We start from the raw sequence: 26392 nt of genomic DNA, 5'->3' as shown, positions 1-26392 counted from the left end.
ATGGACGACAACGTCCGCAATTATCTCGACCACTATGGTGTCAGCGACGCGACCCGGCGGTTTCTGGCGAAGCCGCAAAAGATGTTCATCGACGGCGCCTGGGTGGATGCCAGCAACGGCGCGACCTTCGATATTTTCGAGCCTTCGACCGGCGGTCTGGTCGGCCGCGCGCCTTCCGGCACGACCGAGGATCTCGACCGGGCCGTCCATGCCGCCCGCCGCCAGTTCGATGGCGGTGCCTGGCGCCGCCTCAAGCCGCTTGAGCGCGAGCGCCTGCTGCACCGCCTTGCCGACCTGATCGAGCTCCATGCCGACGAGTTGGCGGAGATCGAGGCGATCGACATGGGCAAGTCGGTGACCTTTGCCCGCGAGATCGACATCCAGGGCACGGTCGATACGTTTCGCTACTTTGCCGGCTGGCCTTCCAAGCTGCATGGGCGCACCGTCGAGCCGTCCATTCCCGGCAACTATCTCGCCTACACCCGTAAGGAACCGCTGGGTGTGGTCGCGGCCATCGTGCCGTGGAACTTTCCACTCCAGACCATGGCCTGGAAGCTTGCGGCAGCGCTGGCAGTCGGCTGTACCGTTATCGTCAAACCCGCCGAACTGACCTCGCTCTCCACATTGCGCTTTGCCGAACTGGTGCAGGAGGCAGGCATCCCTGATGGCGTCGTCAACATCGTGACGGGCCGCGGCAGTGTGATCGGCGCGGCTATGTCGACGCATCCCGGCATCGACAAGGTGACGTTTACCGGTTCGACACCGGTCGGCCAGGAGGTCGGCCGCACCGCCGTCGGCAATCTCAAGCATGTCACGCTGGAACTCGGCGGCAAGTCGCCGGTGCTCGTTCTGGACGATGCCGACATCGCGAGTGCCGCCAAGGCGGTGGTGAACGGCGTGTTCTTCAACTCCGGGCAGGTTTGCGACGCCGGCACGCGCGTCTATGTCCAGCGCTCGGTGCATGACGCCTTCCTCGACGAACTGGTCGCCGTCACCAAGACGCTCAAGATCGCGCCTGGCCTCGACCGCGACTGCTACATCGGCCCGCTGGTCTCGGCGCAACAGAAGAAAGTCGTCTCGTCCTATATCGCGGCCGGCCGCCGCGAAGGCGCCGAACTGATCCATGGCGGCGTGAGCCTCGACCGGCCGGGCCACTTCATCGAACCGGCGATCTTCGCGCGCTGCAAGCCCGAGATGACGATCGTCCGCGAGGAGATCTTTGGCCCCGTTCTGGTGACCGACGCATTCGACGATCTCGATGATGCGGTTACCCTGGCCAACGACACGCCGTTCGGCCTGGCGGCTGCGATCTACTCGAATGACCTGTCGCGGGTGCACGGGCTGATCCCGCGCCTGCATGCGGGTTCGATCTACGTCAATGCCCACAGCACGATCGATCCTTCCATGCCCTTCGGCGGGTTCAAGGCCTCGGGTTTTGGCAAGGACCTGGGTCCCGAGCAGCTCGACTACCTGATGGAGACCAAGGCCGTGTGGATCACGCTGCCATGAGGTGCTCGGCCTGATGAGCAATTCTCCGGCCGTCGCCCATGGGCGGCCGGTTGGCAAGATCGGCGGCTGATGGAGCCGCATGCATCGCGGATAGACGCCGAAGGCGCGACGCGAAAGGGGAACAACAATGGAAACAGATATCGCCTGGCAGAAAGAACTCGAGCGGCGCGCCCGCATCTATGAGGACATCGAGGCTGGCGGCCGCTTCGAAGGGGTGATGACCACGCTCGACTACGCCGGCATGGCCGCCCTGACGCTTGTTCTGGTCGTCGGATTCTGGATCTGGGGGGCGTGAAATGACCGACCATGTCAGCCGCGGCGGCTTTGCCGCCATCGAAACTGAGCAGGAAGAGGCCGCCCGCAATCGCGCTGCCGCCGAACGAGGCGATGCGCCTTTGCTTCCTTCCGAACGCCTCTGGGGCTTCTGGGAGTTCACTTACGCCAATTCGGCGCTTGCCATTGCCACCTGGGCATTCCTGATCGGCGGTGCCATCGGCCTCTTCGTCGGGCCGAAGGAAGGCATCGCGGCCATCGTCATCGGCAACATCGTCGGTGTCGTGCTGACGGCGCTCGCCACAACACCGCTCTCCGGTCGCTATGGCATCGAGCAGTTCGTCGCGCTGCGCAGCCAGTTCGGCTACAACGGCAGCCGCATCGTCTATGTGCTCGCTGTCGTCGTGCTCACCATGGGCTGGCTCGCGGTGCTCGCCATGATGTTCGGCCGCTCGATTGATGGGCTGGCCGCGCTCAGCGCAGGCGAGGCGGCCAATCCGACCGGCATCAAGATGGTCATCGCCGCGATTGGCGCGATCCTCGTCACCTGGTTCATCGTCGCCAAGGGGCCGACTTCGATCAAGTTCTTCAACATGGTCGTCTCGCCCGCGCTGGTGATCCTGATGATCGTAATGCTCTACCTCATCCTCCAGCAACGATCCTTTGCTGAGCTGCTTGAGATGCCGGCGCTTGCTCCGCCCTTCGAAGACAACACGCTCAACTTCATCATCGCCGTTGAAGTCAACCTTGCTGCCGGCTTCTCCTGGTGGCCCTATATCGGCAACCTGGCACGTCTCACCAAGAACGAGCGCACCGCCTTCTGGCCGAACATTCTGGGTATCTTCGGCGCCGCGGCTCTTGGCGAAATCGTCGGCCTGCTCGCCGCCGTTGCCCTGGGTGAAAGCGACCCGACGATCTGGATGACCAAGATCGCAGGTCCAATCATCGGCATCATCGCTCTGCTCTTTGTTGCCTTCGCCAACATGACCTCGATGGCCAACATTCTCTACACCTCCATCGTCGGTCTCAGGCAGGTGGGAACGGCGTCGGTGCGCGCCATTTCCTGGAGCACGATCCTGTTCCTGTTCTGCCTCATCCCGCTCGGCCTCGTGATCTTCTACCCGCAGATGTATGACGGTTTCTTCATCTTCCTCGTCTGGACGTCGGCGCTCAATTCCGCGCTCGCCGGCATCGGCATCGCCGACTACTTCTTCCTGCGCGGCCAGAAGCTGGACATGCGTAGCCTGCATGGTCCGCAGGAAAGCGGTCCGTACCGTTTCTGGGCAGGATTCAACCCGATCGGGCTCGCGGCACTTGCCATGGGCTTCATCGTCTACGTTGCGATCTTCAACCCGCAGACGCTCGCGAGCATTCCGGCCTTCAAGTACCTGACCGCCTCAGTGCCGTCCTGCGTGGCGGCCGGCGTGGTCCACTACGTGCTCACCAGGCTGTTCGCCCGCGGCGCCGGCTGGGGCAACTACCCCCGACGCTGAGCCCCTACATCGAGGTGGGCCACGCGCCGCCTCGAACCCCGTACCCAATAGTGATCCGAAACCCATCGGGATGACCGCCATGGATGCCACCTTCGACTACATCATCATCGGCGCCGGTTCGGCCGGCTGCGTCCTGGCCAACCGGCTGACGGAGGACCCGTCCTGCAAGGTACTGGTGCTGGAATATGGCGGCAGCGACAACTCGATCTTCATCCAGATGCCGACGGCACTATCGATCCCGATGAACGGCACGAAGTACAACTGGAAATACATGACCCTGCCGGAGCCCGGCCTCGACGGCAGGCAGGTGCACTGCCCGCGCGGCAAGGTCATCGGTGGCTCGTCCTCGATCAACGGACTGGTCTATATGCGTGGCCACGCACGCGACTTCGACGAATGGGCCGAGCTCGGCGCGCGCGGCTGGGGTTATGCCAATTGCTTGCCCTATTTCCAGCGCGCCGAAAGCTGGCAAGAGGGCGGTGATTCCTATCGCGGCGACAGTGGTCCGCTCGCCACCAATGCCGGCAACAAGATGCAGAACCCGCTCTACAAGGCCTTTGTCGATGCCGGCCACGAGGCTGGTTACATCACGACGGCGGATCCGAACGGGCAGATGCAGGAGGGCTTCGGCGCCATGCACATGACCGTCAAGGACGGTGTACGCTGGTCGACGGCCAATGCCTATCTCAAGCCGGCGATGAGCCGCCCGAACCTCACTGTCGTCACCCATGCCATGACGCGTCGCGTGTTGCTCGAGGGCAAGCGCGCCATCGGTGTCGAGTATGAACTCGGCGGCGAACGCGTCGTGGCCAAGGCGAGCCGAGAGGTGCTCATTTCCTCCGGCCCGATCGGCTCGCCGCATCTCCTTCAGCGCTCCGGCATCGGGCCTGCGGCGGTGCTGCAAAAGGCCGGCGTGCCGGTGCTGCATGACCTGCCCGGCGTCGGTGAAAATCTTCAGGACCATTCCGAGGTTTACATACAGTATGCCTGCAAGGAGCCGATTACGCTCAACGGCAAGATGGGGTTGTTGAGCAAGGCGCTGATCGGGGCCGAATGGATCCTGTTCAAGAAGGGGTTGTCGGTCTCCAACCATTTCGAGAGCGGCGGCTTCATCCGTTCCGATGCATCGCTCGAATGGCCCGACATCCAGTTCCACTTTCTGCCGGCAGCGATGCGCTATGACGGCAAGAAGCCGCTCAAGGGGCACGGTTTCATGGTGCTGACCGGCCCCAACAAGCCCAAGAGCCGTGGCTATGTCCGATTGCGGTCACCCGAAGCGCATGAGCAGCCCGACATCTTGTTCAACTATCTCGATCGCGAGGAGGACAGGGAAGGTTTCCGTCGTTGTCTGAGGTTGACGCGCGAGATCATCGCACAGCCGGCCTTCGACAGGTTCCGTGGTGAGGAGATGGCTCCGGGCAAGGACGTTCGTAGCAATGACGAGATCGACGCCTGGGTGCGCGAGACGATGGAGAGCACCTACCACCCTTGCGGCTCCTGCCGCATGGGGGAGGACGCGATGGCCGTCGTCGACAGCAACCTCAAGGTACGTGGCGTCGAAGGGCTCAGGGTGATCGACAGCTCGGTCTTCCCGTCCGAGCCGAACGCCAACCTCAACGCGCCGACCATCATGCTCGCCGAACGGGCTTCCGACATCGTGCGTGGAAAACCGCTGCTCGCAGCGTCCAATGCGCAGGTGGGCATCGCCCCCGGTGTCGGGGTCAGCCAGCGCAGCCGCAATCCGGTACGTGCCGTCCAACACTGAGCCGTTTTTGGAGGCCAGCATGGTCGAACGTGGAATTGGCTATGTGCTTTGCCGACGGGATGGCGGACCGGAGGAGTTCGATCAGGCGGCCTTCGTGGAGGCGTTCTTTCGCCGGTTGCGAGCCTGCTTCACCGGCGTGTTCGTGACAGCTCTATCGCGGCGGCCTCACATCCGGACGAGTGCCTCGGCGAGGCGGCCGAGATAGGGCTTCATGCGCTCTGCCGGAACACCGGCATAGCCGAGAATGAGCGCGTCGGCCCGGGCTACCGGGCCGATCGCATAGTCGGACAGCGGATAACTTTGGAGCCCGGCCTCGATCACCGCGCGGTGGGCTAGCCGGTCTTCTCGCCCGCCGTCCAACCAGGCGAGCGCATTGAGCCCGCTCTCGGAACAGTCCATGCGGGCGAGGCCGGCGAGGGCCACTTGGCCCGCTTCCTTAAAGGCGTCGCGACGCTCGGCATAGAGCCCGCGCATCCGGCGCAGGTGGCTGGCGAAATGCCCGCCGCCGATGAACTCGGCCAGCACGAGCTGGGTTTCCACCGGCGCACTGCGATGAATGAGGCCGGCCAGGTTGCGGAAGGCGCCGACGAGTGTCGGAGGCAGCACGAGATAACCGATGCGGATGCCGGGATAGAGCGCCTTGCTGAAACTGCCGGCATAGATCACCCGGCCGTGGCTATCGATGGAGCGCATCGAGGGCAGCGGCGCGCCGTCATAGCGGAACTCGCTGTCATAGTCGTCCTCGATGATCCAGGCATCGTTTGTCCGCGCCCATTCCAGCAGTGCAAGCCGGCGCGGCAGCGAAAGCGTCACCCCAAGCGGATGGTGTCGTGAGGGCATGACGAAGGCGAGGCGCACATGGGGGTGGCGCGCCATGGCACCTGTGACATCCATGCCATCCGCATCGACATCCACGGGGCAGAGTTCCAGGCCAAGCGTACGGAACAGGTTGCTGGTGGTAACGGGCCCTGGGTCCTCGAACCAGATGCCGTCGCCGGGATCGGCGAGCGCCAGCGCCGCAAGCGTAAAGGCTGCGTGTCCTCCCGGTGTGATAATGATCTGCTCAGGGTCGCAGGGATCGCGCCGGTGCAGGGCCAGGTACTCGGCGATCCGCTGTCGCAGTACCAGTTCCCCCGCGACATCGCCATAGCCCATGGCGGCCTTGCCGCCGCGCGTCACCGCGTTCCAGCATTTCCGCCACTGGGCGAAGGGAAAACGGTCGAGCGCCGGCTGGTTGGGCAGGAAGGGCCGATGCTCCATCTTATCGATCTCGGCCGACACGCCGCCCGCCAGCGTGCCGATCCGCGACAGTCGCGGCGGTGTTTCGCCAAGCGGCTGCGCGGCGCGCGGCTGCGATGGCTGGCGGGGCAGGGCGATGGAAACGAATGTGCCGGCGCCTTGCCGCGCCTCCAGATAGCCCTCCGCCTTCAGGTTTTCCAGGACGCGAACCAGTGTCTGGCGCGACAGGCCCAATTCTTGGGCCAGGATGCGGCTCGCCGGCAGACGCGTGCCCGCCCGCAAATGCCCGCGCAGGATCGCCGTGCGCAACTGGTCCTGCACCTGCCGGAACTTTGGCAGGGAGGCGGACCCTTCGAGGCGAAGGAAGGGCAGGATCGGGCCTTCGAACTGCTTGGCCAAGCTTATGTCCCTCCAAATTGGTCTAGTCGAATGCATGATAATGGACGTTTGATTGTTGTCCAATTGTTACATGCTCTGCCTACACGAGAACACACCGATGCAGCCCCAGAGGACGCAGACGGGTGCCAGGGGAACCGGTGCGCACGGCAGGGCCGACGACCGGACGCATGGATCAACGCATCGCCCACGAACCGTCGCCGACGGTCAACAGGAGGACTTCATGAACCGCTTCATCTCGCGCGCATTCGTGTCCGCGCTCGCCCTCGCGGCGGCTTTGCCGACAGTTGTTCGGGCAGAGCCGGTGCAGGACCTCGTCGACGCCGCCACCAAGGAGGGCACGCTGACGGTCATCGCCCTGCCGCATGACTGGTGCAACTACGGTGAGGTCATCGCCAGCTTCAAGGCGAAATATCCTGGTATCACGGTCAACGAACTGAACCCCGATGCCGGTACGGCCGATGAATTGGAAGCGATCCGCGCCAACAAGGGCAACACCGGCTCGCAGGCCCCCGACGTCGTCGATCTCGGCCTCGCCTTTGCGCCGGCCGCTGCCAAGGAGGGCTTGCTCCAGCCCCACAAGGTGGCCACCTGGGACGAGATCCCCGACAACATCAAGGATGCGGACGGCTACTGGTATGGCGACTATTACGGCGTCATGGCCTTTGGCGTGAACAAGGACCTGCTGGCGACGGCGCCGGCTGACTGGTCGGATCTTTCCAAGCCTGAATATTCCGGTGCCGTGGCGCTCACCGGCGATCCGCGTTCCTCGGCGCAGGCGATCCTGGCACTGATGTCAGCCGGCATCTCGCGTGGTGCCAAGCCCGGCGCCGAATCCGGCTCCAAGGGACTGGAGCTCTTTGCCGAGCTGAACAAGGCCGGCAACTTCGTTCCGGTGCTCGGCAAGGCCGGCACGATCGCGCAGGGCCAGACGCCGATCGTCGCTGCCTGGGACTACAACCTGCTTGCCTGGCGCGACGCGCTGAACGGCAATCCGCCGATGGACGTCGTCGTGCCCAAGAGCGGCGTTGTGGCCGGCGTCTATGTCCAGGCGATCTCCGCCTATGCGCCCCATCCGAACGCGGCAAAACTCTGGATGGAATATCTCTACTCCGACGAAGGCCAGACCGGCTGGCTGAAAGGTTACTGCCACCCGGCGCGCTTCGCCGCCATGCTGAAGGCCGGAAAGTTTCCGCAAGAACTGCTCGACAAGCTGCCGCCGGCCGAAGCCTACGAAAAGGCGATCTTTCCGGCTGTCGAAGAGCTGGACGCCAACAAGACCGCCATCACCGGCGGATGGGACAAGGTCGTCGGCGCCAACATCAAGTAAGCCGCGCACACTGTGGGAAGGCCTGCTCACGGCAGGCCTTCGGCCATCGCGCCCGTTGGGAGCAATCGGATGACGACAATAACCCTATCCCTGCCATCGGCGCGGCAGCCGAGGCAGGTGCTCAGCTGGTTCGGGGTTGCCCCATTCTTCCTCTTCGCCCTGCTGTTCCTGATCTTGCCGACACTCAATATCGTGGTCGGCGCCTTCCGCAACCCGCAGGGGCAGGTCACGCTGGAGAACCTCGGAAAGCTGCTCTCGCCCTCCATCCTGTCGGCTTTCTGGATCTCGATCGAGCTCAGCCTGCTGACGGCGGTGCTTGGCTGTCTGTTCGGCTTCCTCATCGCAGCGGCTATCACCCTCGGCGGCCTGCCGCGCCCGTTGCGCAATGCCATCCTCACCTTTTCCGGCGTCGCCTCCAATTTCGCTGGTGTACCGCTTGCCTTCGCCTTCATCGCGACGCTCGGACGCCTTGGCTTCGTCACCATGCTGCTGCGCCACTGGTTCGGCATCAATCTCTATGGCAGCGGCTTCAACGTCGTTTCCTTCCTCGGCCTCGCGCTCACCTATCTCTATTTCCAGATCCCGTTGATGGTGCTGATCATCACGCCGGCGCTGGAAGGGCTAAGGCGTGAGTGGCGGGAGGCGGCGGAGAGCCTCGGGGCTTCCGGTGCGCAATATTGGCGGATGGTGGCGCTGCCGGTGCTGTGGCCCTCGCTGCTCGGCACGCTGGCGCTGCTCTTCGCCAATGCCTTTGGAGCAGTCGCCACCGCCATTGCGCTGACAGGTTCCTCGCTATCGATCGCGCCCATCGTGCTCTTCGCGCAGATCCGCGGCGACGTGCTCAACGATCCCCACCTCGGCTACGCCATCGCCTTTGCCATGATCGTGCTGACGGCCATCGCCAACTGCATCTACATCCTCCTGCGCATGCGTGCCGAAAGGTGGCTCAAATGACGGGAAGACAGCTGTGGTCCTGGCTCGCCGTCGCGTTAGGCGGGCTCTATTTCCTGCTTCCGCTCGTCGGCATGTTCGACTTCTCCATGCGCATGCAGCGTGGCGTCTATTCGTTCCAAGCGTATCGCGTCGTGCTCGCCGATCCCCAGTTCCAGCAGACTTTCGGCTACTCGGTCGCGCTGGCCTTGCTGACCATCATCCTCGGCATCCTGCTCGTCGTGCCCACCGCCTATTTCGTGCGTCTCCGCTTTCCTGGTCTTCGGCCGGCCATCGAATTCATCACGCTGCTGCCGCTGGTCATCCCGCCCATCGTCATCGTCTTCGGCTACATCCGCATCTACAACACCTCGTCCGTGCTGCCACTGACGGGGAGTTGGTGGGGCACGAACATCCTGCTGCTCTGTGGCTATGCGGTGCTGTCGCTGCCCTACATGTACCGCTCGGTGGACACGGGCCTGCGCACCATCGACATCGCCAGTCTCACCGAGGCCGCGCAGTCGCTCGGTGCCGGCTGGGCGCGCATCCTTGCGGTCGTCATCCTGCCGAACGTCTTCGTCTCGGTTCTGTCAGGGGCCTTCTTGACCTTCGCCATCGTCATCGGCGAGTACGTCTTCGCTGCCTTGCTCAACGTCAATTCCTTCGGCCCCTACATGGTCTGGATGGGCGGCAACCGGGCCTATGAGCCCTCGGCGCTCGCCGTCGTCGCCTTCGCGATCACCTGGGCCTGCATGGGGCTGATCCAGCTTTTCACCCGCTTTTCCAAATTCTCGACAGCGAGGCGCTGACCGTGTCCTTTCTCGACATTCGCCATCTGCAAAAGTCCTTCGGCGCGCATCGCGTCGTGAAGGATTTCACCCTCGGCATCGACAAGGGCGAGTTCGTGTCCTTCTTGGGGCCCTCCGGCTGTGGCAAGACCACCGTGCTGCGCATGGTCGGCGGCTTCGAGGCGCCGACGTCGGGCGCCGTCAGCATCGACGGACGCGACGTCACCGCTCTGCCCGCAAACCGGCGCAAGATCGGCATGGTGTTTCAGTCCTATGCACTCTTCCCGAACCTGACGGTGGCGGAGAACGTCGGCTTCGGCCTCAAGGTGGCCGGCCAAGGCAAAGCGGAGATCGCACGGCGGGTTGCCGAAATGCTGGAGCTGATCGGCCTGCCACAACTCGGCAGCCGCTATCCTTTCCAGCTCTCCGGCGGCCAGCAGCAGCGCGTGGCGCTCGCCCGCGCGCTCGCGCCGCGGCCTGAGGTGCTGTTGCTCGACGAGCCGCTGTCGGCGCTCGATGCGAAGATTCGCGTCAGCCTGCGCGACGAAATCCGCCGTATCCAGCGCGACCTCGGCATCACCACGATCTTCGTGACCCATGACCAGGAGGAGGCGCTGTCGATGTCGGACCGCGTCGTTGTCATGCATCAGGGCGTTGCGGACCAGATCGGTACGCCGTTCGAGATCTACAACCGGCCGGCGACGCGCTTTGTTGCCGAATTCGTCGGCACGCTGAACCTCATCGATGCCGATCTGGTCGACGCCGCGGCTGGCCACATCCGCTTGGCCGGTGTGCCGGTGACACTGGACAGAGCATCGCCGGGCAGAGCCGGGGAGCGCATCAGCCTGGCGCTGCGGCCTGAGACGGTGACGCTCGGGCGCGGGGGAGGCGACATCGTCCTGCCGGGGCGGATCGCCGAAGTGCATTTCCTTGGGCCCGTGATCCGTGTCCGCGTCTCGGTGGAAGGCGGCGGTTCCATCGCGCTCGACACGTTCAATCAGGCCGACAGGCTGCCACCTTTGATCGGTGCGCCGGTCGATATCAGCATGTCGCATCGCGACCTTCTGGTACTCGCCGCCTGATGGGGCTCGAAGCTTTGAAATCACCAGCGGAGGAGCTGGCATATTGATCGACATGCCTTGGGACACGGCGCCGTCCGCCGACTGGCGCGCGCGCATCGCGCAACTTCCGGCGCACAGCCGGACCCGGCTCGCCGCACGAGCAAGGAGCGCGCCGCTCTTCGCCCATGCCTATGCCTTTCATCTTAACATGCGCTTCGGCGGCATGACGCCGCTGCATCTTGCCGAATTCGCTAGGAAGCAGCGGCTTTTCGGCGTGAAGGTCCATGTTGAGGATGGCGAAGGCGCAAGTCTTGCCCGAATGGCCGACGCGGCGCTGCGTGCCTACGGAACGGCGGTGAGCGATCTTGGGCTGGAGCTGCATGTCGAGACCAGCACGACAGATGCGGCCGGGCTGGCGGATGCGGTGCGGATCGCTCTTGCCACCGGTGCCACCTCGTTGCGCTGCTATCCGCGCTATGAGGGCCGCGTTTCCGACATCGTCGCCTGGACGATCGCAGACCTTCGCCGGTTGACCGCCCTCGACCCCGAAGGGAAGCTGCGTTTTACGCTCGAGCAGCATGAAGACCTCAAGTCGGATGAGCTGATCGACATCCTGGAGGCCGTGGCCAATCCTCGCCTCAGCCTGCTGTTCGATTTCGGCAACATGATCAATGCCTATGAAATGCCGCTGCCGGCGCTCGACGCACAGTCGCCCCATGTCACCGAGGTTCACGTCAAGGATTGTCTCGTCATGCCTGATCGTGGCGGCTGGGCGCATCTCGCCTGTCAGTCGGGCGGCGGGCACCTGCCGATGCAGGCGATGTTCGTCGACTTGCTTCTACTTGGCGATGACCGTCCGCAGGTCCTGGCCTTCGGGCTGGAGGAAGAAGAGGGCTATTTCGCTCCCGCCCTGCGTTTCGCCGCTGAGGAGGCCGATCCTTTCATCCCCGCTCGTTCAGCCAGCTTCACCGACATTGGGACCAGCCAGCTTGCAGAGCGGTTGCAACGGGAGGTCCACGCTGCCCACCGGCAGGTCGAAACCGTCAGGGCGATGCTGGATGAGATCGCCACCGAAGCTGAAAGGATGCCACAATGAACCAGGGCCCTGCCTGCCCCCCGGCGTACCTGGCGCTCGCCCATACGATGGCGGATGCCGCTGCCCAAGTGATCCGACCGCATTTCCGCCAACCCATCGCCATCGACGCCAAGGCCGATGCCAGCCCCGTCACCATTGCCGACCGGGACGCCGAAGCCGCGATGCGGCGAATGATCGAAAGAGAGTTCCCAGATCACGGCATCAGGGGCGAGGAGCTCGGCGCCTGCCGCACCGATGCCGAGTGGGTCTGGGTGCTTGATCCGATCGACGGCACGAAATCCTTCGTCTCCGGTTCGCTCGCCTTCGGCACGCAGATCGCACTGCTCCATCACGGCGAGCCGGTGCTCGGCATCATCAACCAGCCGATCACGGGAGAACGCTGGGTCGGGGCGGCAGGTGTCGCGACCCTCGGCGGAAAACCGATCCGCACCAGCGAAAGAACCGCACTCGATCAGGCGATCCTCTACACCTCGGCGCTCGAACAGTTCGACCGGCCACGCCATGATCGGTTCTCGGCGCTTGCCGCCAGCGTCCGCTTCACCCGGCTGTCGCACGACTGCTATGCTGCCGGACTACTGGCGCTCGGCGGCATCGATCTCCTCGTCGAAAGCGATGTTTTCGACTACGACATCCTCCCGCAAATGCCCATCGTGCAGGCCGCTGGCGGCCTCGTCACCGACTGGCAAGGGCAGCCGCTCCGGAATGCCCGAAACTACGCCACGGTGCTGATGGCGGCGAACGCCGAGCTCCACCGGGCCGCTTTGCAGATCCTTTGTCGCGATTGATTTTTCAGTCGTGCGGGTCGGCGCAAAAGGGTTGGTTGGCGACTGCTGGACGTCGCGGCCAATGGTCGTCTCATGCCGATGGGGACGAGTGCGCAAATATCCGCACGGCAAGGCGAGCCAACCGTCATGCGACTGGCTGACATCAGAGATGGCGTGTATTCGCGGACCGCGTCAAGCAGCTGATGGCCAAGCCGGCAATCCCATCGAGACAGATCTGCCAACGCGACTGCAACGAATGGTCCCCGCGTCAAGCACTTTCTTACCCGGGGAGTCCAGCCATTATTTTGCGTGATGCCGACGATCATGCTTGATGCCGCCAATATTTCACTGCACATCGCTCGGCATGTCGGATGAGGCAAGAAACCTGCGTCGGGATTTGCTGTGGGCCTGGCCCGCATCGCTGATTCTGCATGGGTTTCTGATCGCGGTGATGCTGGCCTACAGTCAGCCGAGGCTTCCTGAACAGCAGCAGGAGGAGGCGGTAAACGTCACTCTCGTGCCGCCGCCAGCACAGCCGAAGCCGAAACCGGCTCCTCCGCCTCCCGCGAAGGCCGAAGCCGAAAAGCCTGCGGAGCCGAAGCGGTCGCCGGCGCCGGAGACATCGCCGACCAAGCCGGCGCAAATCGAGGTGCTGAAGCCTGTCTTCAGGTTCGGAGACAAGGATGCCGGTTCCGGCAAGTCTCCGGAGAGCGGCAGCGTGCAGGACACCGCGCCGTCCCCGGCAAAGGACGAGACTGTGAAGGCGCCTTCCGAGGAACGGCCCGATGCAGCCGATGACGCCGCAAAGCAGGCGGCGGCTGCAAAGGATTTCGGGGCGGTTCAGGACGCGGAGAGCGAGCCAGCTCCAAACCAGGACAATGGCAAGCAGGAAGCAGACAAGCAGGAGGGACTGACGGAGGGTGCCGACACGCAGGCAGCGTCGGAGCCAGCGCCGTTGGGCGCCATCGGCGCTGACGGCGAGATCGCGCTGCCCGCCATGGCCACGGCGCCTGAGCCCAGGCCCGCCAATACGTCGAAACCCAGTCTTGCGCAGATCCATAAACCTGGAAGCGGCAAGGCCAGGGCCCCAGCCTCCGGCAATGCGAACGCTGCCGCCTCGCAGCCCTTTTCGGGATTGCCGGGGGTTCGAAGGCCGCAATCGCAAGGCGCTACCGGTGCTGCACTGAGCACGACGGCGATGGCCGGCTTGCCTCGCGACAAGCGGGCCGCCCAACTCTGCGCCAGCGCGCTGCAACGGCGACTGGTCGACGCTTCCTATTCTCCCGACCTTGTGCCTCTCGTCCCGCTCAGGCGCGGCAATGTGCTCGACGTTCCGGAGGCGGCCTTCCGCACGCGCACGGCATGGCACGCCTTGAGCTTCCGATGCGAGGTCGATGCCGAGGCGACAACGATCCGGTCCTTGTCCTTCCGCGTCGGAGCGACGATCCCGCCCGGTGAGTGGGCGCGGCTGGGGCTCCCGGCAAACGACTAGGCCTTGCCGGAAAACGGTTCCCGATACTGGCCTTGAGTAACGGCGGTTCGAAATGAAGACTCTGGAAATGACGATTACGGCCATAGTGGCAGGCGACCTAAGCGGAATCCCTGTTCTCAAGGCAGCCAGCCACGCTGATCTGCTCGATGCGGCTGCTAGGCTGCCTCAACTAACCATCGCGCGACCAGCCTTGGCAAAGGTGCTGAAGTCATGGCGCAGCGGTCATTGCAGTGCCGATGTTGTCCAGCAGTGGGCTTCATTTGCCCGGCGTGGCTACATCGCCGGTGGTGTCCGTGGCGCAGTGCGCCCAATCGATATCGAGTACGATGCACTCGACGAAAATTTGATCGTGGAAGTCATCGGGCGGCTCGATGAGATCGGCGACATCATTGATGGGGAGGTTGATGACAATGAACGCGAGGCAATGCTGAGAATTCTTGAGGCGTAGCCAGCCGTTTGGAACTCTTCTCCCGCAGAACTGGCTGAGTTTGGCGACCAGCCGCGAAGCCACTCTTCCACTCTGGTGCGGTCGCGTGGTATCAACTTCGCAGAGGGATAACCGAAGCTCAGCCTCGAAACCCGACAAGCACGTGCTGTGTCGGGACAGTTGTTTCCTTCCCGGCATGGTGCGGCCATGTCTCGGAAGGCAGAATATGGACCCTCGCATCTTTCTCCTGGCTTTGGCGACGTTCGCCACCGGCACGGCCGAAAACATCGTCATCGGCATTCTTCCCGATGTTGCCTTGGGCCTTGGCGTTTCGCTTGGGCTTGCCGGTCAGCTGACGGCCGTCTTTTCGTTGACCTTTGCGCTCGCCGCGCCGGCAGCGCTTGTGCTGACCCGGTGCATGGAGCGCAGGACGATCCTCGTTTTCGCCTTGGCGGCGTTCGTTCTGAGCAATCTGGCTGCAGCCTTGAGTCCTGGCATCGCGGTGCTGTTTGCAACACGCATCGCCATGGCAGCGGCAAGCGCGACCGCCTGTCTCGTGGCCACCATGCTGGCGACCGAGCTCGCCGGGCCCGACAGGCGCGGACGGGCAATCGGCCTGATCTTCATGGGAATCAGCGGGTCGATGGTGCTGGGCGTGCCCGCCGGAATGTTGATCAGCAGCCTGTTTGGCTGGCGCATCGTGTTCTTGGCGCTGGCGTTGCTGGCCTTGTCGATTCTTGCGCTCTGCCAGCTATTGCTGCCTGTTTCAAGCAGAGGGCCGCGCGACATGGCGGGCTATCGTCGCCATGTCGGGTCGCTGCGGCTTTTGTCCGGGCAGCTGGTGTCGATCCTGATGATAGGTGGTCACTTCGTCCTGTTTGCCTATCTCGTACCTTATGCCGTCGACGCGGTCGGCTTCGACGACGACACGCTCGTACCCATCTTCGTGGCCTTTGGCGTGGCCGGCGTCAGCGGCGGCTATCTCGGCGGCTGGCTGACGGACGTCGTCACGCCGCGTGCCGCGATCCTTGTCGTCCCGCTTGCCTATATGGCCGTCCTGCTTGCCATTCCGGCCGTCTCTTCCATGCCGATGGCGTTCCTCGGCCTGATGATGGTCTGGGCCTGCATCAGCTGGATGATCTCGCCCGTGGTGCAGAGCTTCCTGATCAGCGCGGGGCCTGAGACCGCGGAAGCCGGCGTCAGCCTCAACCTGTCGGCGATGCATGTCGGCGTGGCTCTTGGCACCGCGATCGGCGGGCTGGCGCTCGATCGAGGTTCCACAGCGGCCTTGCCGTGGACAGGCGCCATCCTCGCGGCCATTGCCGTAGCGGCGAGCCTGCTTGCTTCCTGGCGCGCCGGAAGCAAGCAGGGGAGACCAGCCATCGGAGTTTGAAAAGTCGGAATTTTCGGTCGACTATGCCGGCATGAAGCGCTTCGCATTTGTCCTCGCCCGCGACTTTACGCTGTCGCCGCTGTCGTTGTTCGTCGACACGCTCCGGCTGGCCGGGGATGAGGGTGACCGCAGCCGACGTGCGGCCTTCGACTGGCAGATCATCGGCGAGCTGGGGCTGCCCATCCGGGCGAGTTCCGGCATCGAGCTGATGCCGACCGCACCGGCCCTCCGGCCTGAGGATTACGACAACATCCTTGTGGTCGGCGGGCTGCTCGGGCGGAAAAACTCGCTGCCGGCATCGGCCGAGCGCTTCGTCGAAAGCGCGGCAAGAAAGTGCGTTCCCGTTGGTGCCCTGTGCACCGGCAGCTTCGTACTTGCCGAGATGGGCTTGCTCGACGGCCACAGGGCTTCGGTGAGCTGGTTCCACATCGAGGATTTCCGCTCCCGTTTCCCCGACGTCGACGCTTCCTGCGACCGGCTTTTCATCGTCGATGGCAACAGGGCGACATGCTCGGGCGGGGCAGGCGCCGCAGACCTCGCGGCCCATCTGGTCTCAGGGGTCATCGGCGAGCAGTCGGCCGCCAAGGCGTCGCGCATCTTGCTGCTCGACAGGGTCAGGGATGCCGATGCCGTGCAGCCCAATCTCGAGCTTTTCCCCGAGGCGAAGACGCTTTCGGTACGCAGGGCCTTGCTGGTGATGGAAAGCAACCTCCAGGAACCGCTTGCGATCGTCGACGTAGCCCGGTCGGTCGGCGTGTCCACCCGGCAGCTCGACCGCGATTTCGCCAGTCAGCTCGGAACCAGCCCCGCGCGCGCCTATCTGAAGCTGCGCATTAGCCTGGCCACCCGCCTGTTGAGCTCCGGCAAGAATCCGGTCGGCGAGGTGGCGTTCCAGTCCGGCTTCGCCAATGCCGGGCACTTCAGCCGGGTGTTCCGTAAGATGACCGGCCTGTCGCCGACGGAAGCCTCCCGTCGATCGCCGGCGCTGTGAAGCTGTAACATCGGTATATTTCGATTGGGTGCCTATTGGAGCCCACGGGCCACCGCTGGCGTGTATTGGCCGGGCGTGGTCAGGCCGAACCGTCGGCATTTCTTTCGAACTGCGGATATTCCGTGATCACTCAGGCAGTCTCCGGCACCTTCACCTCCGGCATAGCGCCGATCAGCATGCGGGCGTACTCGCTTTTCGGGGCGTCGAAAATCTCGGCGCAGTCGCCCTGTTCGACGAGCTCGCCACGGTTGATCAGCGCCACCCGGTCGCAGAGATAACGCACGACGGCGAGATCGTGGCTGATGAAGAAATAGGTCAGGCCGAGGCGGTCCTGCAGCTCGCACAGCAGGTTGAGAACCTGCGCCTGAACCGAGACGTCGAGCGCCGACGTCGGCTCGTCGAGCAGCAGCAGTTCAGGACCAGAGGCGAGGGCGCGTGCGATGCAGATGCGCTGGCGCTGGCCGCCGGAGAATTCGTGCGGATAGCGGTGCAGGTGCTGCGGGCCCATGCCGACGAGCGAAAGCAGTTCTGCGGCGCGGTCGCTGCGCTGCCTGTTGGTCAGGCCGAGAGTCTCGTGGTGGATGACAAGTGGTTCCGTGACGATGTCGTAGACCGACATGCGCGGGTTGAGCGAGGCGTAAGGATCCTGGAAGACGATCTGGACGCGCGAGCGCAGGCGACGCAGTTCGGCGTCGGAGAGTTTGCCCAGGTCCTGGCCCTGCACGCGGATGCTGCCCGATGTCGGCGTTTCCAGATGCAGGATCGAACGGGTCAGCGTCGTCTTGCCCGAGCCGCTTTCGCCGACAAGGCCAAAGCTCTCGCCTTTGCGAACGCTGAGCGAGACGTTTTTCAGCGCATGGACCTCGGCTGAGGTGCCGAATATGCCGCGCCGTCCCGGGTAGATCTTCGAGACGTTGTCGATCTCAAGCATGATCTCAGTCATCGACGAGCGCCTCCATTTCGTTGACGCGGATGCAGGCGGCGGCATGGCTGTCGCCCACCGACACTAGGGGCGGCATGGCCGCCGTGCAGGCGGGTTGGGCAAACTGGCAACGCGGCGCGAAGCGGCAGCCCGGCGGCGGCGTGATTAGGTTCGGTACCGAACCTGCAAGGCCGCGAAGCTCGCCGCGCTTGGTTTCACGGGTCGGGATCGCCGACATCAGGGCGCGTGTGTAGGGATGGACCGGGTTGCCGATGACTGCTGCGACCGGCCCGCTTTCGACGATGTTTCCGGCATACATGACAGCGACATGGCTGCAGGTCTGGGCGACGACGCCGAGATTGTGGGTGATGAGCACGACGCCCATGTCGAAGTCGTTGACGCTGTTCTTGATCAGCTTGAGGATCTGCGCCTGGACCGAGACGTCAAGCGCCGTCGTCGGCTCGTCGGCGATCAGAAGGTCGGGGCGGCCGATCAGGGCCATGGCGATCAGAACGCGCTGGCGCATGCCGCCGGAGAACTGGTGCGGATAGTCGTCGAGCCGGGCCAATGCGTTGGGGATGCCGACGCGGGTGAGCATCTCGCCGGCCAGCTTGCGCGCGGCCTGGCGGCGTTCGCGCTGGCCGGCATCGGGCGAACAGCCGATGACATCAGGATCGCGGTCGGCGGCGGCCAGCGCCACGTCGACGAGCTGCTCGCCGATGCGGAAGGCTGGATTGAGATTGGTCGTCGGATCCTGGAAGATCATGCCGATGCGCTTGCCGCGCAGGCGCTGCATCTCAGTCTGGCTGAGCTTGAGCAGGTCCTTGCCTTCGAGCAGGATTTCGCCGGCGGTGTAGTGCGCCGGCGGCGTCGGCTGCAGGCGCGAGACCGACAGGCCGGTGAGCGACTTGCCGCAGCCGCTTTCGCCGACGAGACCCCAGATCTCGCCTCGGTTGACTGTGAGGTTGATGCCGTTCAGCACATGCGCCCGGCCGTCGAAGCTGGACATCCTGAGGTGCAGGTCGCGGATCGAAAGGAGAGGCCGGGTCATCAGCGCCTCGCCTTCGGATCGAGGACGTCGCGCAGGCCATCGCCGAGCAGGTTGAAGCCGAACACGGCCAGGAACATCGCCAAGCCGGGCGCCATCGCCGTCCACCAGTAGTCGGGCATGTAGGAGCGCGAAACAGACAGCAGCGTGCCCCATTCGGGTGTCGGCGGACGAACGCCGATGCCGATGAAGCCGAGGCCGGCGACGGTCAGGATGGCGAACCCCATGTCGAGCGACATCTTGACGATGATCGGCGAGACGACATTGGGCAGTATATGGCGGAAGAGGATGCGCTTGGGCGTTGCGCCGAGGGCGCGGGCGGCGGTGACATAGACCTCCTCGCGCGCTGCCAGCACCTCGCCACGCACCAGCCGCGCATAGCCGGGCCACCATGACAGGGCAATGGCGATGACCATATTGCCGAAACCCGAGCCGAGGGCCGCAGCAATCGCCATTGCAAGGATCAGGCCGGGAATGGTCAAGGTGAGGTCGGTCAGCCGCATCAGCACCTCGTCGATCCAGCCGCGGGCAAAGCCGGCGACCGCACCGACCAGCGTGCCGATCACCGAGCCGATGAGCACGACGCCGAAGCCGGCGAGCACCGACACGGTGGTGCCGGCCATGACCAGCGACAGCACGTCCTGGCCGAGTTCATTGGTGCCGAAGGGATGGGCGACCGATGGCGGCATGAAGCGCGAAGCGGTGTCGACGCCGCCGGCGACATGTTCGGGATAGGGGGCGAGCACGGTGCCAAAGACGGTGAAGAAGATCACCGCCGCGACCATGACGGCGCCGAGCATCGACAGCTTGCTCTGTGAAAAGCGGAAGAAGGCGCGGCGCAGCCTGTCGCGGCGCGGCGTGGCGAAATCGTCCGCAATGTTGTGTTCGGTGGTGCTCATGAGTAGCGGACCTTGGGGTTGATGACGCCGTAGAGCAGGTCGATGACGAGATTGGCGAATACGAAGAGCAGGCCGATCACCAGGGCGACACCGATCACCGGCATCATGTCCTGCGAGACGATGGCCTTGGTGGCGTAGAGGCCGAGACCGGGCCAGTCGAAGACCGTTTCAACCAGCACGGTGCCGCCGAGCAGCCAGCCAAAATAGAGGCCGATCACGGTCAGCGTCGCCGAGACGGCGTTGCGCGCGACGTATTTGGTGATGATCTTGCGCTGCGGCAGGCCGAGCGCGCGTGCGGTCATCACGTAATCCTGCTGCATCACCTCGATCGTCGAGGCACGCATCATGCGCATGATGGTGGCGAGCGGAGACAGCGACATGGCGATGGCCGGAAGCGCCAGGTGGCGCAGCGACATGAAGAAGGCGTTCCAGTTGCCGGCGATCAGGGAATCGATGGTCAGGAAGCCGGTGACGAAGCGCGGCGGGATGACGACGATCGGCAGGCGGCCGCCGAGCGGCAGCCACATCAGCCACATCGCAAAGCAGAGCTGCAGCAGCAGGCCAAGGAAGAAGCGCGGCATCGAGATCGCGCCGATGGCGCCGACCTGGGCCAGGTAGTCGGGCCAGCGATTGCGCCAGACGGCGGTGATGAGGCCGAGCGGGATGCCAACGGCAACCGCGATGAACATCGCTGCGAAAACGAGTTCGAGGGTCGCGGGCAGGTAGGCCTTGATATCGGCAGCGACGGGTCGGCGCGTCAGCAGCGAGGTGCCGAGGTCGCCATGCATCAGGCCGGAGACATAGGTGCCGTACTGCACCCAGACCGGCTTATCCAGGCCATACTCCACGGCAAGCGCTGCGATTTCGGCCTGCGTTGCGTTCGGACCTGCGGCGAGTGCCACCGGATCGCCCGGGAGGAGGCGAGCGATGGCGAACATGATGATCGTCAGTCCGACGATGACCGGTATGAGCAGCAGAAGCCGCCGCAGGATGAAATGCAGCATTGCCGATGTCCTTTGGTTGGAGCTTTGGCGGGCCCGAAGGCCCGCCAAATGTTCGACTTAGCCGAGCGACAGGCCCCAGGCCTCGATGGCATTGGAGGCGACCGGGGTGAAGTGATAGTCCTTCACGGTGTCGCGCATGGCGAGCTTGCGGCGCTCCAGCACACCGAAGACGTCGGGGGCGTCCTCGACGACCTTCTTCTGGAATTCGCCATAGATCGCGACGCGCTTTGCCTGGTCGATTTCCTTGCGGCCGGCCTCGATGAGAGCGTCGACTTCGGGGTTCTTGTACACCGCGTTCTGCCATGCGCCGTTGCGCGACGAGTGGTAGGCCGCATAGGCGATGTTGTCGGGGTCGCCGTAGTTTGCCGTCTGGTAGACCGGAAACAGGTCGGGGAAGGTCTCCGGCGACTTGCAGGCGGTGACCATGTCGGGCCAGTTCATCGGCACGATCTCGAGGTCGATGTTCAGCTGCTTGAGGCTGTCGAGCATGATCAGCGCCCAGCGGCGCTGCTGCTCGAGACCCGAGACGTGGTACATCTTGAGCTTGAAGCCGCCTTCCGGCTTGGCCGACTTGGCCATGAACTCCTTGGCCTTGGCCATGTCGGTGCCATAGGCGGCAAGGTTGGCGTCGAAGCCGAGGATGCCCATCGGCAGCGGGCCTTTCATCAGGTCGGCATAACCCGCGGCGTCGAGGATCGCCTGGTAGTTGGTGGCGTAGGAGATCGCCTTGCGCAGGTTGATGTCGGCGCAGGGGCCGTGCTGGGTGTTCATCTTGATCGAGAAGGTGCGGTATTCCGGCTCGATGACGCTGACGACGCCCGAGGCGTCCTTCAGCGCGTCCATATCCTCGCTGGTGAGGTCGGTGGCGATGTGGGCTTCGCCGCGCTGGATCATCAGGCGCTGGGTAGCGGTTTCGCGGACGATCTGCCAGATCACGCCTTCGAGGTTGCCGCCGCCGGCCTGCCAGGCCTCAGGCGCGCGGGCCAGTTGATAGAGTGTGCCGACCTCGAAGCGGGCAACCGAGAATGGGCCGGAGCCGGCAGTATTGGTCATAAGATAGGTTTCGCCTGAATCACTGCCGAGATTGGCTTCGACCACCGCCTTCTCGACGATGAAGATCCAGGGCAGAACCTGCAGGAACGGCGCGAAGGGGGCGGTGAGCTTGAACTTGACCGTGCCGGCGTCGACGGCCGTCACGCCCTCGGCGGTGACGATATCACGGATCATCCAGGAGTTGCCCTTGGCGAGCTTCAGCGCACGGGCGAAGGAGTAGACGACGTCGTCTGCCGTAACGGCATTGCCGGAGTGGAACTTGGCGGCCTTGTTCAGGACGAAGGTGAATTCCGTGCCGTCGGGGCTGACCGTCCAGCTCTCGGCGATGCCGGGGGCGGGCACCGGCGGGTTGCCCGAGATGCGCACCAGCGGGTCATAGACGTTGCGCATGAAGAACGAGGCGGAATAGCCGGTCGCGGTGTGCGGGTCGAAATTGGGGATGTCCTGGCCGGCGGCGATGATCAGGACGCCGCCGGACTGGGCGAAGAGCTGACGCGGGAACACCGTGGTGGCGAGGCCGACGCCGGCGAGGGCCAGAAGGCCGCGCCGCGAGATGTTGAACTGGTCAGAGGTCATTGCATTGCTCCTGTCGAATGTCTGGTCGTCATTGCAAATGGGCGGCGCCAGTTGGCCGGGCGCCGCCGGATCTCGATGGGGCAGTCAGGCCCAGGCCACATTTTCCTGCGGTGCCACGGTGCCGGACGTTCCCGGTTCGTGGCGGTAGTTGAGCGCGACGTGGTCGGGCGTGACGAAGCCAAGCGCGAGGTCGCGGGAGATCGCTGCCGGGGAACGCTCGGCGGAGTTGCCGTAGCCGGAGCCGCCGGCGAGCACGAGCTCGACCACCTGGTCGGTCCGATGCAGCGACACCAACTCGCCGGTACCGCAGTCGCGCAGCACGCGGCCGTCGGTGGAGAGCACCCGGCCGCGGGCACCACCGCCGGCCTGGCCGCCGAACAGGCCGTCGATCGGGTTGTCGACACCTTCTGGGTAGACGGAGACGAGCATCTCCAGTCCGTCCTCTTCGCGCTTGCGGAAGCGAACGACCTGGCCGAGGCCTCCGCGCATCTTGCCGGCACCGCCGCTGTCGGCGCGGAATGCCTTCTCCAGCACCAGCACTGGAACGCGGCTTTCCATCAACTCGATGGAGGTGTTGGCAGCCGAGGTCGGCCACAACAGCGAGGAGTGGCCGTCGCCGCGCTCGGAGCCGCCCTGGCCGCCGCCGCAGAAGAGCATGTCCGAATAGAACTGCCCGTCCTTGGTCTGGCCGTAGACGTTCGCCGCAACCGCAAGCCCGGTGAAGGATTGGACCATTTCGGGTGAGGCCGACGACAGGGCCGCGAAGATGTTCGGCGCGAGATACCAGCCGGTGCGGGTGCGCAGGTTCACGGCCGCCGGATATGTCGGATTCAGGATCGAACCTTCTGGTGCCGTCACCGTGAACGGGCGATAGCAACCGGCATTGCCGCGCACCGCAGGCGTCAGCATGCACTTCAGCGGGTAGGTCGCATGGGCTGCGGTATAGTTCAGCGTCGAGTTGAGACCACCCTGTGGCAACTGCGGCGGGGCGCCGTCGAAATCGACAGTGATGCTGTCGCCTTCGACCTTGACCAGGACGGGGTAAGTGATGGTCTCGCCGAGCGGATTGTTGGTGATGACCGAGCGGTACTCGCCATCGGGCAGTGCGCGGATTGCGTCGCGCATCGCCTTTTCCGACAGGCCCTGCACCACTTCGGCGAGGGCACCGAGGTCATGCATGCCATAGTCATGCATGAAGGCATCGAGACGTTCCGCGCCGAGCTTGTTGGCTGCGACGAAGGAGAAGATGTCGCCCAGCACCTGTTCGCCGTTGCGGACGTTCTGGCGGATGAGCTGGATCAGGGTCTCGTTGGGCCGTCCCTCCTCGAAGATCTTCATCGGGGGGATCTGCAGGCCTTCTTCATAGATCTCGCGGGCATGCAGCGAGTCCTTGGTGCCGCCGATGTCGGAGACGTGGCCGACTGTGCCCATCAGGCCGACGAGCTTGCCATTGCGGAAGGCCGGCGTGACGATGGCGATGTCGAACAGGTGACCGGCGCAGAGCCACGGATCGTTGGTGATCAGCACGTCGCCGGGCTTCAGCGTATCGGCCGGATAGCGCTCCAGCAGGGCCTTGACCGCGCGCGGCAGCGTCAGGTTGAACACCGGCATGGCGCGCGGGCTGTGGGCCAGCGTCTCGCCGTCCTTGTCGAGCAGCTCGCAGGCAAAATCCTGCGCCTCGGCGATGACGAGCGAGAAGGCGGTGCGGCAGACGGTAAGCCACATCTCCTCAACGACGTTGACGAGACGCGACCACATGATCTCGAGGCCGATCGGATCGCCCTTGATGCGGGCGACAGCCTCGGCGCGGGTCATGTCGTCGGTGACGAACGCATCGGCGGCCTTGAGCGCGCCGACCTGGACGCAGAGGTTCTGGCCGGCGTCGATCGTGACGCTGTCGGATGGGCCGACAACGGTTGTGGATTCACGCTCTTCGATGATTGCCGGACCCGCAATGGTGTCGCCGCTGCGCAGCGCGTAGCGATCGTAGACGGCCGTCTCGAACTTGCCTTCGTCGAACCAGCAGACGCGATGGCCCTTGATCCGAGCTGCAGTATCGCCGCCGCCGGTGGCGCCGGTGAGCGACAACTGAGGCGTCGGGCCGGCGACGCGGACGCGGAAGTTGACGGATTCGAAACGCGCGCCCTCGAAAGGCTCGGCGTAGCGGGCCGAGTAGGCGCGGACGAAGGCTTCGCGAATGGCCGGCAGATCGGCTTCGCCAAGAGTCGTCGTGGGCAGCGCCACGCTGATGTCGTGCATCTGGCCGACGAGGCGCATGTCGGCGCTGCGCTCGACAACAATGTCGCCTGCCGCGATGCCGGAGCGGGTCAGCTGGTGCCGTCCCTCGTCTTCGAGGGCGGTCAGCACGCCATTGACGGCGTCCGTGTCAAAGCCAGTCTTCAGCTCGACACGCAGCGACCGCACACCCTCGAAGGACAGTGGGGCTGCAAGGAAGCCGAGGGCAGATGCCGCACCTGATGCCGGTGGGATCAGCACGGAGCTGATGCCCATGGCACGTGCCACGTCGACCGCATGGGCCGGACCGGCGCCGCCGAAGCCGACCATGGAGTATTCGCGCGGATCCTTGCCGCGTTCGACAAGGTGTACGCGGGCAGCCGAGGCCATGCTTTCGACCACCACCTTGTGGATGCCAAGCGCGGCTTCTTCGATGGTCAGGTTCAACGGTTCAGCCACCCGCGCAATCGCTGCACGTGCGGCCTCGAGGTCGAGCTTCATGCGACCGCCGAGGAAGAAGTTGGGGTCGTAATAGCCGAGCGTGAGGTTGGCGTCGGTGACCGTCGGCTGCTTGCCGCCCATGCCGTAGCAGGCCGGGCCCGGATCGGAGCTGGCGGAATGCGGGCCGACCTTCAGCAGGCCGACGTCGTCGATGGCGGCGATCGAACCGCCGCCGGCGCCGATCTCGATCATCTCGATGACGGGGGCCTTGATCGGCAGGCCGGAACCCTTGACGAAGCGGTGGACGCGCGCGGCCTCCATCATCGGCGAAATTTCGGCGCGGCCGTCTTCGATCATGCAGGCCTTGGCGGTGGTGCCGCCCATGTCGAAGGAAATGACGTCGGACAGGCCGGCAGCCCTGCCGAACAGGGCGGTAGCGAGACCGCCACCGGCGGGGCCGCTTTCGAGCAGCCGGATCGGGAAGTCGCGTGCGGTTTCCAGAGACATCAGGCCGCCGGCCGAATGCATCAGCCTGAGCGCGCCGGCAAAGCCAGCACCGCGCAGCGATTTCTCGAGCTTGGTCAGATAGCGGTGCATCAAGGGCTGCACGAAGGCGTTGGCGCAGGTGGTGACAATGCGCTGGTACTCGCCCATTTCGGCGACGACTTCGCTCGAGATCGAGACCGACAGCTCGGGGAAGGCGGCGCGGATGATGTCGGCGGCGCGGCGCTCATGCGCCGAATTGGCATAAGAGTGCATGAAGGCGATGGCGACCGCCTCGCAGCCCTGCGCGACGAGCGCCTTGGCCGCCTGCAGGACCTGGGCTTCGTCGAGCGCGGTCTCGACCTCGCCCGAGGCATTCATGCGCTCGTCGACCTCGAGGCGCAGGTCGCGGCTGACCATTGGATCGGGGAAGGAGACGAACAGGTCATAGATGTCGTAGCGCTGCTCGGTGCCCATTTCGAGCAGGTCGCGGAAGCCGCGCGTCGTGATGAGACCGACCGGTGCGCCCTTGCGTTCAATGACGGCGTTGGTGACCAGCGTCGTGCCATGGACGATCTCGCCGACGTCGCTATGCTTGATGCTCTTGAGATCCAGCAGTTCCTGCAGGCCGAGCAGAGCCGCCTGGGACGGATCGTGTGGCGTGGTCAGGCGCTTGTGCAGCGTGACTGAATGGTTCTGGCTGTCATAGAGCACGAAGTCGGTGAAGGTTCCACCAATGTCGAACCCCACGCGCCAGCGGTTGGGCAGATCACTCATTACTGAT

General features: G+C 64.5%; 21 protein-coding genes. 14 read left to right on the top strand and 7 right to left on the bottom strand.

The genetic code is table 11. The features are described 5' to 3' along the window. The 4 genes from HNQ95_RS00590 to betA all read left to right on the top strand — a co-directional run bounded on the left by HNQ95_RS00590 (position 1) and on the right by betA (position 5040). A complete protein-coding gene (locus HNQ95_RS00590; protein WP_067960005.1) occupies positions 1–1509 on the top strand; it encodes an aldehyde dehydrogenase family protein in 1509 nt (502 codons plus the stop codon). Between the two features lie 127 nt (positions 1510–1636). After that, positions 1637–1804: a hypothetical protein gene (locus HNQ95_RS00585; RefSeq protein ID WP_154384946.1), complete on the top strand. Its 168-nt coding sequence runs from the start codon at positions 1637–1639 to the stop codon at positions 1802–1804. Between the two features lies 1 nt (position 1805). After that, on the top strand, positions 1806–3275 hold the full coding sequence (locus HNQ95_RS00580) for a purine-cytosine permease family protein (protein ID WP_182573247.1): 1470 nt from the start codon (positions 1806–1808) through the stop codon (positions 3273–3275). 79 nt (positions 3276–3354) lie between these two features. Beyond that, a complete protein-coding gene (gene betA / locus HNQ95_RS00575) occupies positions 3355–5040 on the top strand; it encodes a choline dehydrogenase (RefSeq protein WP_067966305.1) in 1686 nt (561 codons plus the stop codon). A 165-nt stretch (positions 5041–5205) separates the two neighbouring features. Here the strand turns inward: betA and pdxR are convergent, their stop codons facing one another. Continuing rightward, positions 5206–6678 carry a MocR-like pyridoxine biosynthesis transcription factor PdxR gene (pdxR, locus tag HNQ95_RS00570; RefSeq protein ID WP_182573246.1) on the bottom strand — a complete coding sequence of 491 codons (1473 nt, stop codon included), beginning with the start codon at positions 6676–6678 and terminating at the stop codon, positions 5206–5208. Between the two features lie 220 nt (positions 6679–6898). Here pdxR and HNQ95_RS00565 point away from each other — a divergent pair, with 220 nt between their 5' ends. The 10 genes from HNQ95_RS00565 (at position 6899) to HNQ95_RS00520 (ending at position 16947) form a co-directional block, all read left to right on the top strand. Further along, a complete protein-coding gene (locus tag HNQ95_RS00565; RefSeq protein WP_182573245.1) occupies positions 6899–8005 on the top strand; it encodes an ABC transporter substrate-binding protein in 1107 nt (368 codons plus the stop codon). Between the two features lie 69 nt (positions 8006–8074). Next, a complete protein-coding gene (locus HNQ95_RS00560; protein ID WP_182573244.1) occupies positions 8075–8959 on the top strand; it encodes an ABC transporter permease in 885 nt (294 codons plus the stop codon). Further along, complete coding sequence (locus HNQ95_RS00555; protein WP_067960015.1) at positions 8956–9744, top strand: ABC transporter permease; 789 nt, start codon at positions 8956–8958, stop codon at positions 9742–9744. Before HNQ95_RS00560 ends, HNQ95_RS00555 begins: the two co-directional genes overlap by 4 nt. Before the next feature lie 2 nt (positions 9745–9746). Next, complete coding sequence (locus HNQ95_RS00550) at positions 9747–10805, top strand: ABC transporter ATP-binding protein (protein ID WP_067960018.1); 1059 nt, start codon at positions 9747–9749, stop codon at positions 10803–10805. A 52-nt stretch (positions 10806–10857) separates the two neighbouring features. Beyond that, positions 10858–11880: a sugar phosphate isomerase/epimerase family protein gene (locus HNQ95_RS00545; RefSeq protein ID WP_246340520.1), complete on the top strand. Its 1023-nt coding sequence runs from the start codon at positions 10858–10860 to the stop codon at positions 11878–11880. After that, entirely contained in the window at positions 11877–12665 is a 789-nt protein-coding gene (locus HNQ95_RS00540; RefSeq protein WP_067960024.1) for an inositol monophosphatase family protein, read from the top strand. Before HNQ95_RS00545 ends, HNQ95_RS00540 begins: the two co-directional genes overlap by 4 nt. Positions 12666–13293: 628 nt before the next feature. After that, on the top strand, positions 13294–14136 hold the full coding sequence (locus HNQ95_RS00535) for a DUF930 domain-containing protein (protein WP_312874154.1): 843 nt from the start codon (positions 13294–13296) through the stop codon (positions 14134–14136). 52 nt (positions 14137–14188) lie between these two features. Further along, positions 14189–14584 (top strand): hypothetical protein, encoded by a 396-nt coding sequence (locus HNQ95_RS00530; RefSeq protein ID WP_067960030.1) that lies wholly within the window; start codon positions 14189–14191, stop codon positions 14582–14584. Positions 14585–14789: 205 nt separating this feature from the next. After that, positions 14790–15956, top strand: a complete 1167-nt coding sequence (locus HNQ95_RS00525) for an MFS transporter (protein ID WP_182573243.1) — start codon at positions 14790–14792, stop codon at positions 15954–15956. A gap of 31 nt (positions 15957–15987) precedes the next feature. Beyond that, a complete protein-coding gene (locus HNQ95_RS00520) occupies positions 15988–16947 on the top strand; it encodes a GlxA family transcriptional regulator (RefSeq protein ID WP_182573242.1) in 960 nt (319 codons plus the stop codon). A gap of 130 nt (positions 16948–17077) precedes the next feature. Here the strand turns inward: HNQ95_RS00520 and HNQ95_RS00515 are convergent, their stop codons facing one another. The 6 genes from HNQ95_RS00515 to HNQ95_RS00490 all read right to left on the bottom strand — a co-directional run bounded on the left by HNQ95_RS00515 (position 17078) and on the right by HNQ95_RS00490 (position 26385). After that, entirely contained in the window at positions 17078–17890 is an 813-nt protein-coding gene (locus HNQ95_RS00515) for an ATP-binding cassette domain-containing protein (protein ID WP_067960040.1), read from the bottom strand. Beyond that, positions 17883–18920, bottom strand: coding sequence for an ABC transporter ATP-binding protein (locus HNQ95_RS00510; protein ID WP_182573241.1), 1038 nt, complete (start codon positions 18918–18920; stop codon positions 17883–17885). The genes HNQ95_RS00515 and HNQ95_RS00510 overlap by 8 nt, the downstream gene beginning before the upstream one ends. Beyond that, entirely contained in the window at positions 18920–19816 is an 897-nt protein-coding gene (locus HNQ95_RS00505) for an ABC transporter permease (RefSeq protein WP_067960045.1), read from the bottom strand. The genes HNQ95_RS00510 and HNQ95_RS00505 overlap by 1 nt, the downstream gene beginning before the upstream one ends. Next, a complete protein-coding gene (locus HNQ95_RS00500; RefSeq protein ID WP_067960048.1) occupies positions 19813–20820 on the bottom strand; it encodes an ABC transporter permease in 1008 nt (335 codons plus the stop codon). Before HNQ95_RS00500 ends, HNQ95_RS00505 begins: the two co-directional genes overlap by 4 nt. A gap of 57 nt (positions 20821–20877) precedes the next feature. Continuing rightward, positions 20878–22449: an ABC transporter substrate-binding protein gene (locus tag HNQ95_RS00495; RefSeq protein WP_067960050.1), complete on the bottom strand. Its 1572-nt coding sequence runs from the start codon at positions 22447–22449 to the stop codon at positions 20878–20880. Between the two features lie 84 nt (positions 22450–22533). Then, on the bottom strand, positions 22534–26385 hold the full coding sequence (locus HNQ95_RS00490) for a hydantoinase B/oxoprolinase family protein (protein WP_182573240.1): 3852 nt from the start codon (positions 26383–26385) through the stop codon (positions 22534–22536). Between the last annotated feature and the right edge of the window lie 7 nt (positions 26386–26392).

The organism is Aminobacter ciceronei, from assembly GCF_014138625.1.
GTDB classification, from domain to species: Bacteria; Pseudomonadota; Alphaproteobacteria; order Rhizobiales; family Rhizobiaceae; genus Aminobacter; species Aminobacter ciceronei.
The sequence above is the reverse complement of the archived record's forward strand: the minus strand, read 5'-3'. Positions and strand labels throughout refer to the sequence as shown.

Bases quoted from the DNA above. Each gene is read 5' to 3' on its own strand.
- HNQ95_RS00590 (WP_067960005.1), top strand. From the start codon at position 1: ATGGACGACAACGTCCGCAATTATCTCGACCACTATGGTGTCAGCGAC.
- HNQ95_RS00585 (WP_154384946.1), top strand. From the start codon at position 1,637: ATGGAAACAGATATCGCCTGGCAGAAAGAACTCGAGCGGCGCGCCCGC.
- HNQ95_RS00580 (WP_182573247.1), top strand. From the start codon at position 1,806: ATGACCGACCATGTCAGCCGCGGCGGCTTTGCCGCCATCGAAACTGAG.
- betA (WP_067966305.1), top strand. From the start codon at position 3,355: ATGGATGCCACCTTCGACTACATCATCATCGGCGCCGGTTCGGCCGGC.
- HNQ95_RS00565 (WP_182573245.1), top strand. From the start codon at position 6,899: ATGAACCGCTTCATCTCGCGCGCATTCGTGTCCGCGCTCGCCCTCGCG.
- HNQ95_RS00560 (WP_182573244.1), top strand. From the start codon at position 8,075: ATGACGACAATAACCCTATCCCTGCCATCGGCGCGGCAGCCGAGGCAG.
- HNQ95_RS00555 (WP_067960015.1), top strand. From the start codon at position 8,956: ATGACGGGAAGACAGCTGTGGTCCTGGCTCGCCGTCGCGTTAGGCGGG.
- HNQ95_RS00545 (WP_246340520.1), top strand. From the start codon at position 10,858: ATGCCTTGGGACACGGCGCCGTCCGCCGACTGGCGCGCGCGCATCGCG.
- HNQ95_RS00540 (WP_067960024.1), top strand. From the start codon at position 11,877: ATGAACCAGGGCCCTGCCTGCCCCCCGGCGTACCTGGCGCTCGCCCAT.
- HNQ95_RS00530 (WP_067960030.1), top strand. From the start codon at position 14,189: ATGAAGACTCTGGAAATGACGATTACGGCCATAGTGGCAGGCGACCTA.
- HNQ95_RS00525 (WP_182573243.1), top strand. From the start codon at position 14,790: ATGGACCCTCGCATCTTTCTCCTGGCTTTGGCGACGTTCGCCACCGGC.
- HNQ95_RS00520 (WP_182573242.1), top strand. From the start codon at position 15,988: ATGAAGCGCTTCGCATTTGTCCTCGCCCGCGACTTTACGCTGTCGCCG.
- HNQ95_RS00515 (WP_067960040.1), bottom strand. From the start codon at position 17,890: ATGACTGAGATCATGCTTGAGATCGACAACGTCTCGAAGATCTACCCG.
- HNQ95_RS00510 (WP_182573241.1), bottom strand. From the start codon at position 18,920: ATGACCCGGCCTCTCCTTTCGATCCGCGACCTGCACCTCAGGATGTCC.
- HNQ95_RS00505 (WP_067960045.1), bottom strand. From the start codon at position 19,816: ATGAGCACCACCGAACACAACATTGCGGACGATTTCGCCACGCCGCGC.
- HNQ95_RS00500 (WP_067960048.1), bottom strand. From the start codon at position 20,820: ATGCTGCATTTCATCCTGCGGCGGCTTCTGCTGCTCATACCGGTCATC.
- HNQ95_RS00495 (WP_067960050.1), bottom strand. From the start codon at position 22,449: ATGACCTCTGACCAGTTCAACATCTCGCGGCGCGGCCTTCTGGCCCTC.
- HNQ95_RS00490 (WP_182573240.1), bottom strand. From the start codon at position 26,385: ATGAGTGATCTGCCCAACCGCTGGCGCGTGGGGTTCGACATTGGTGGA.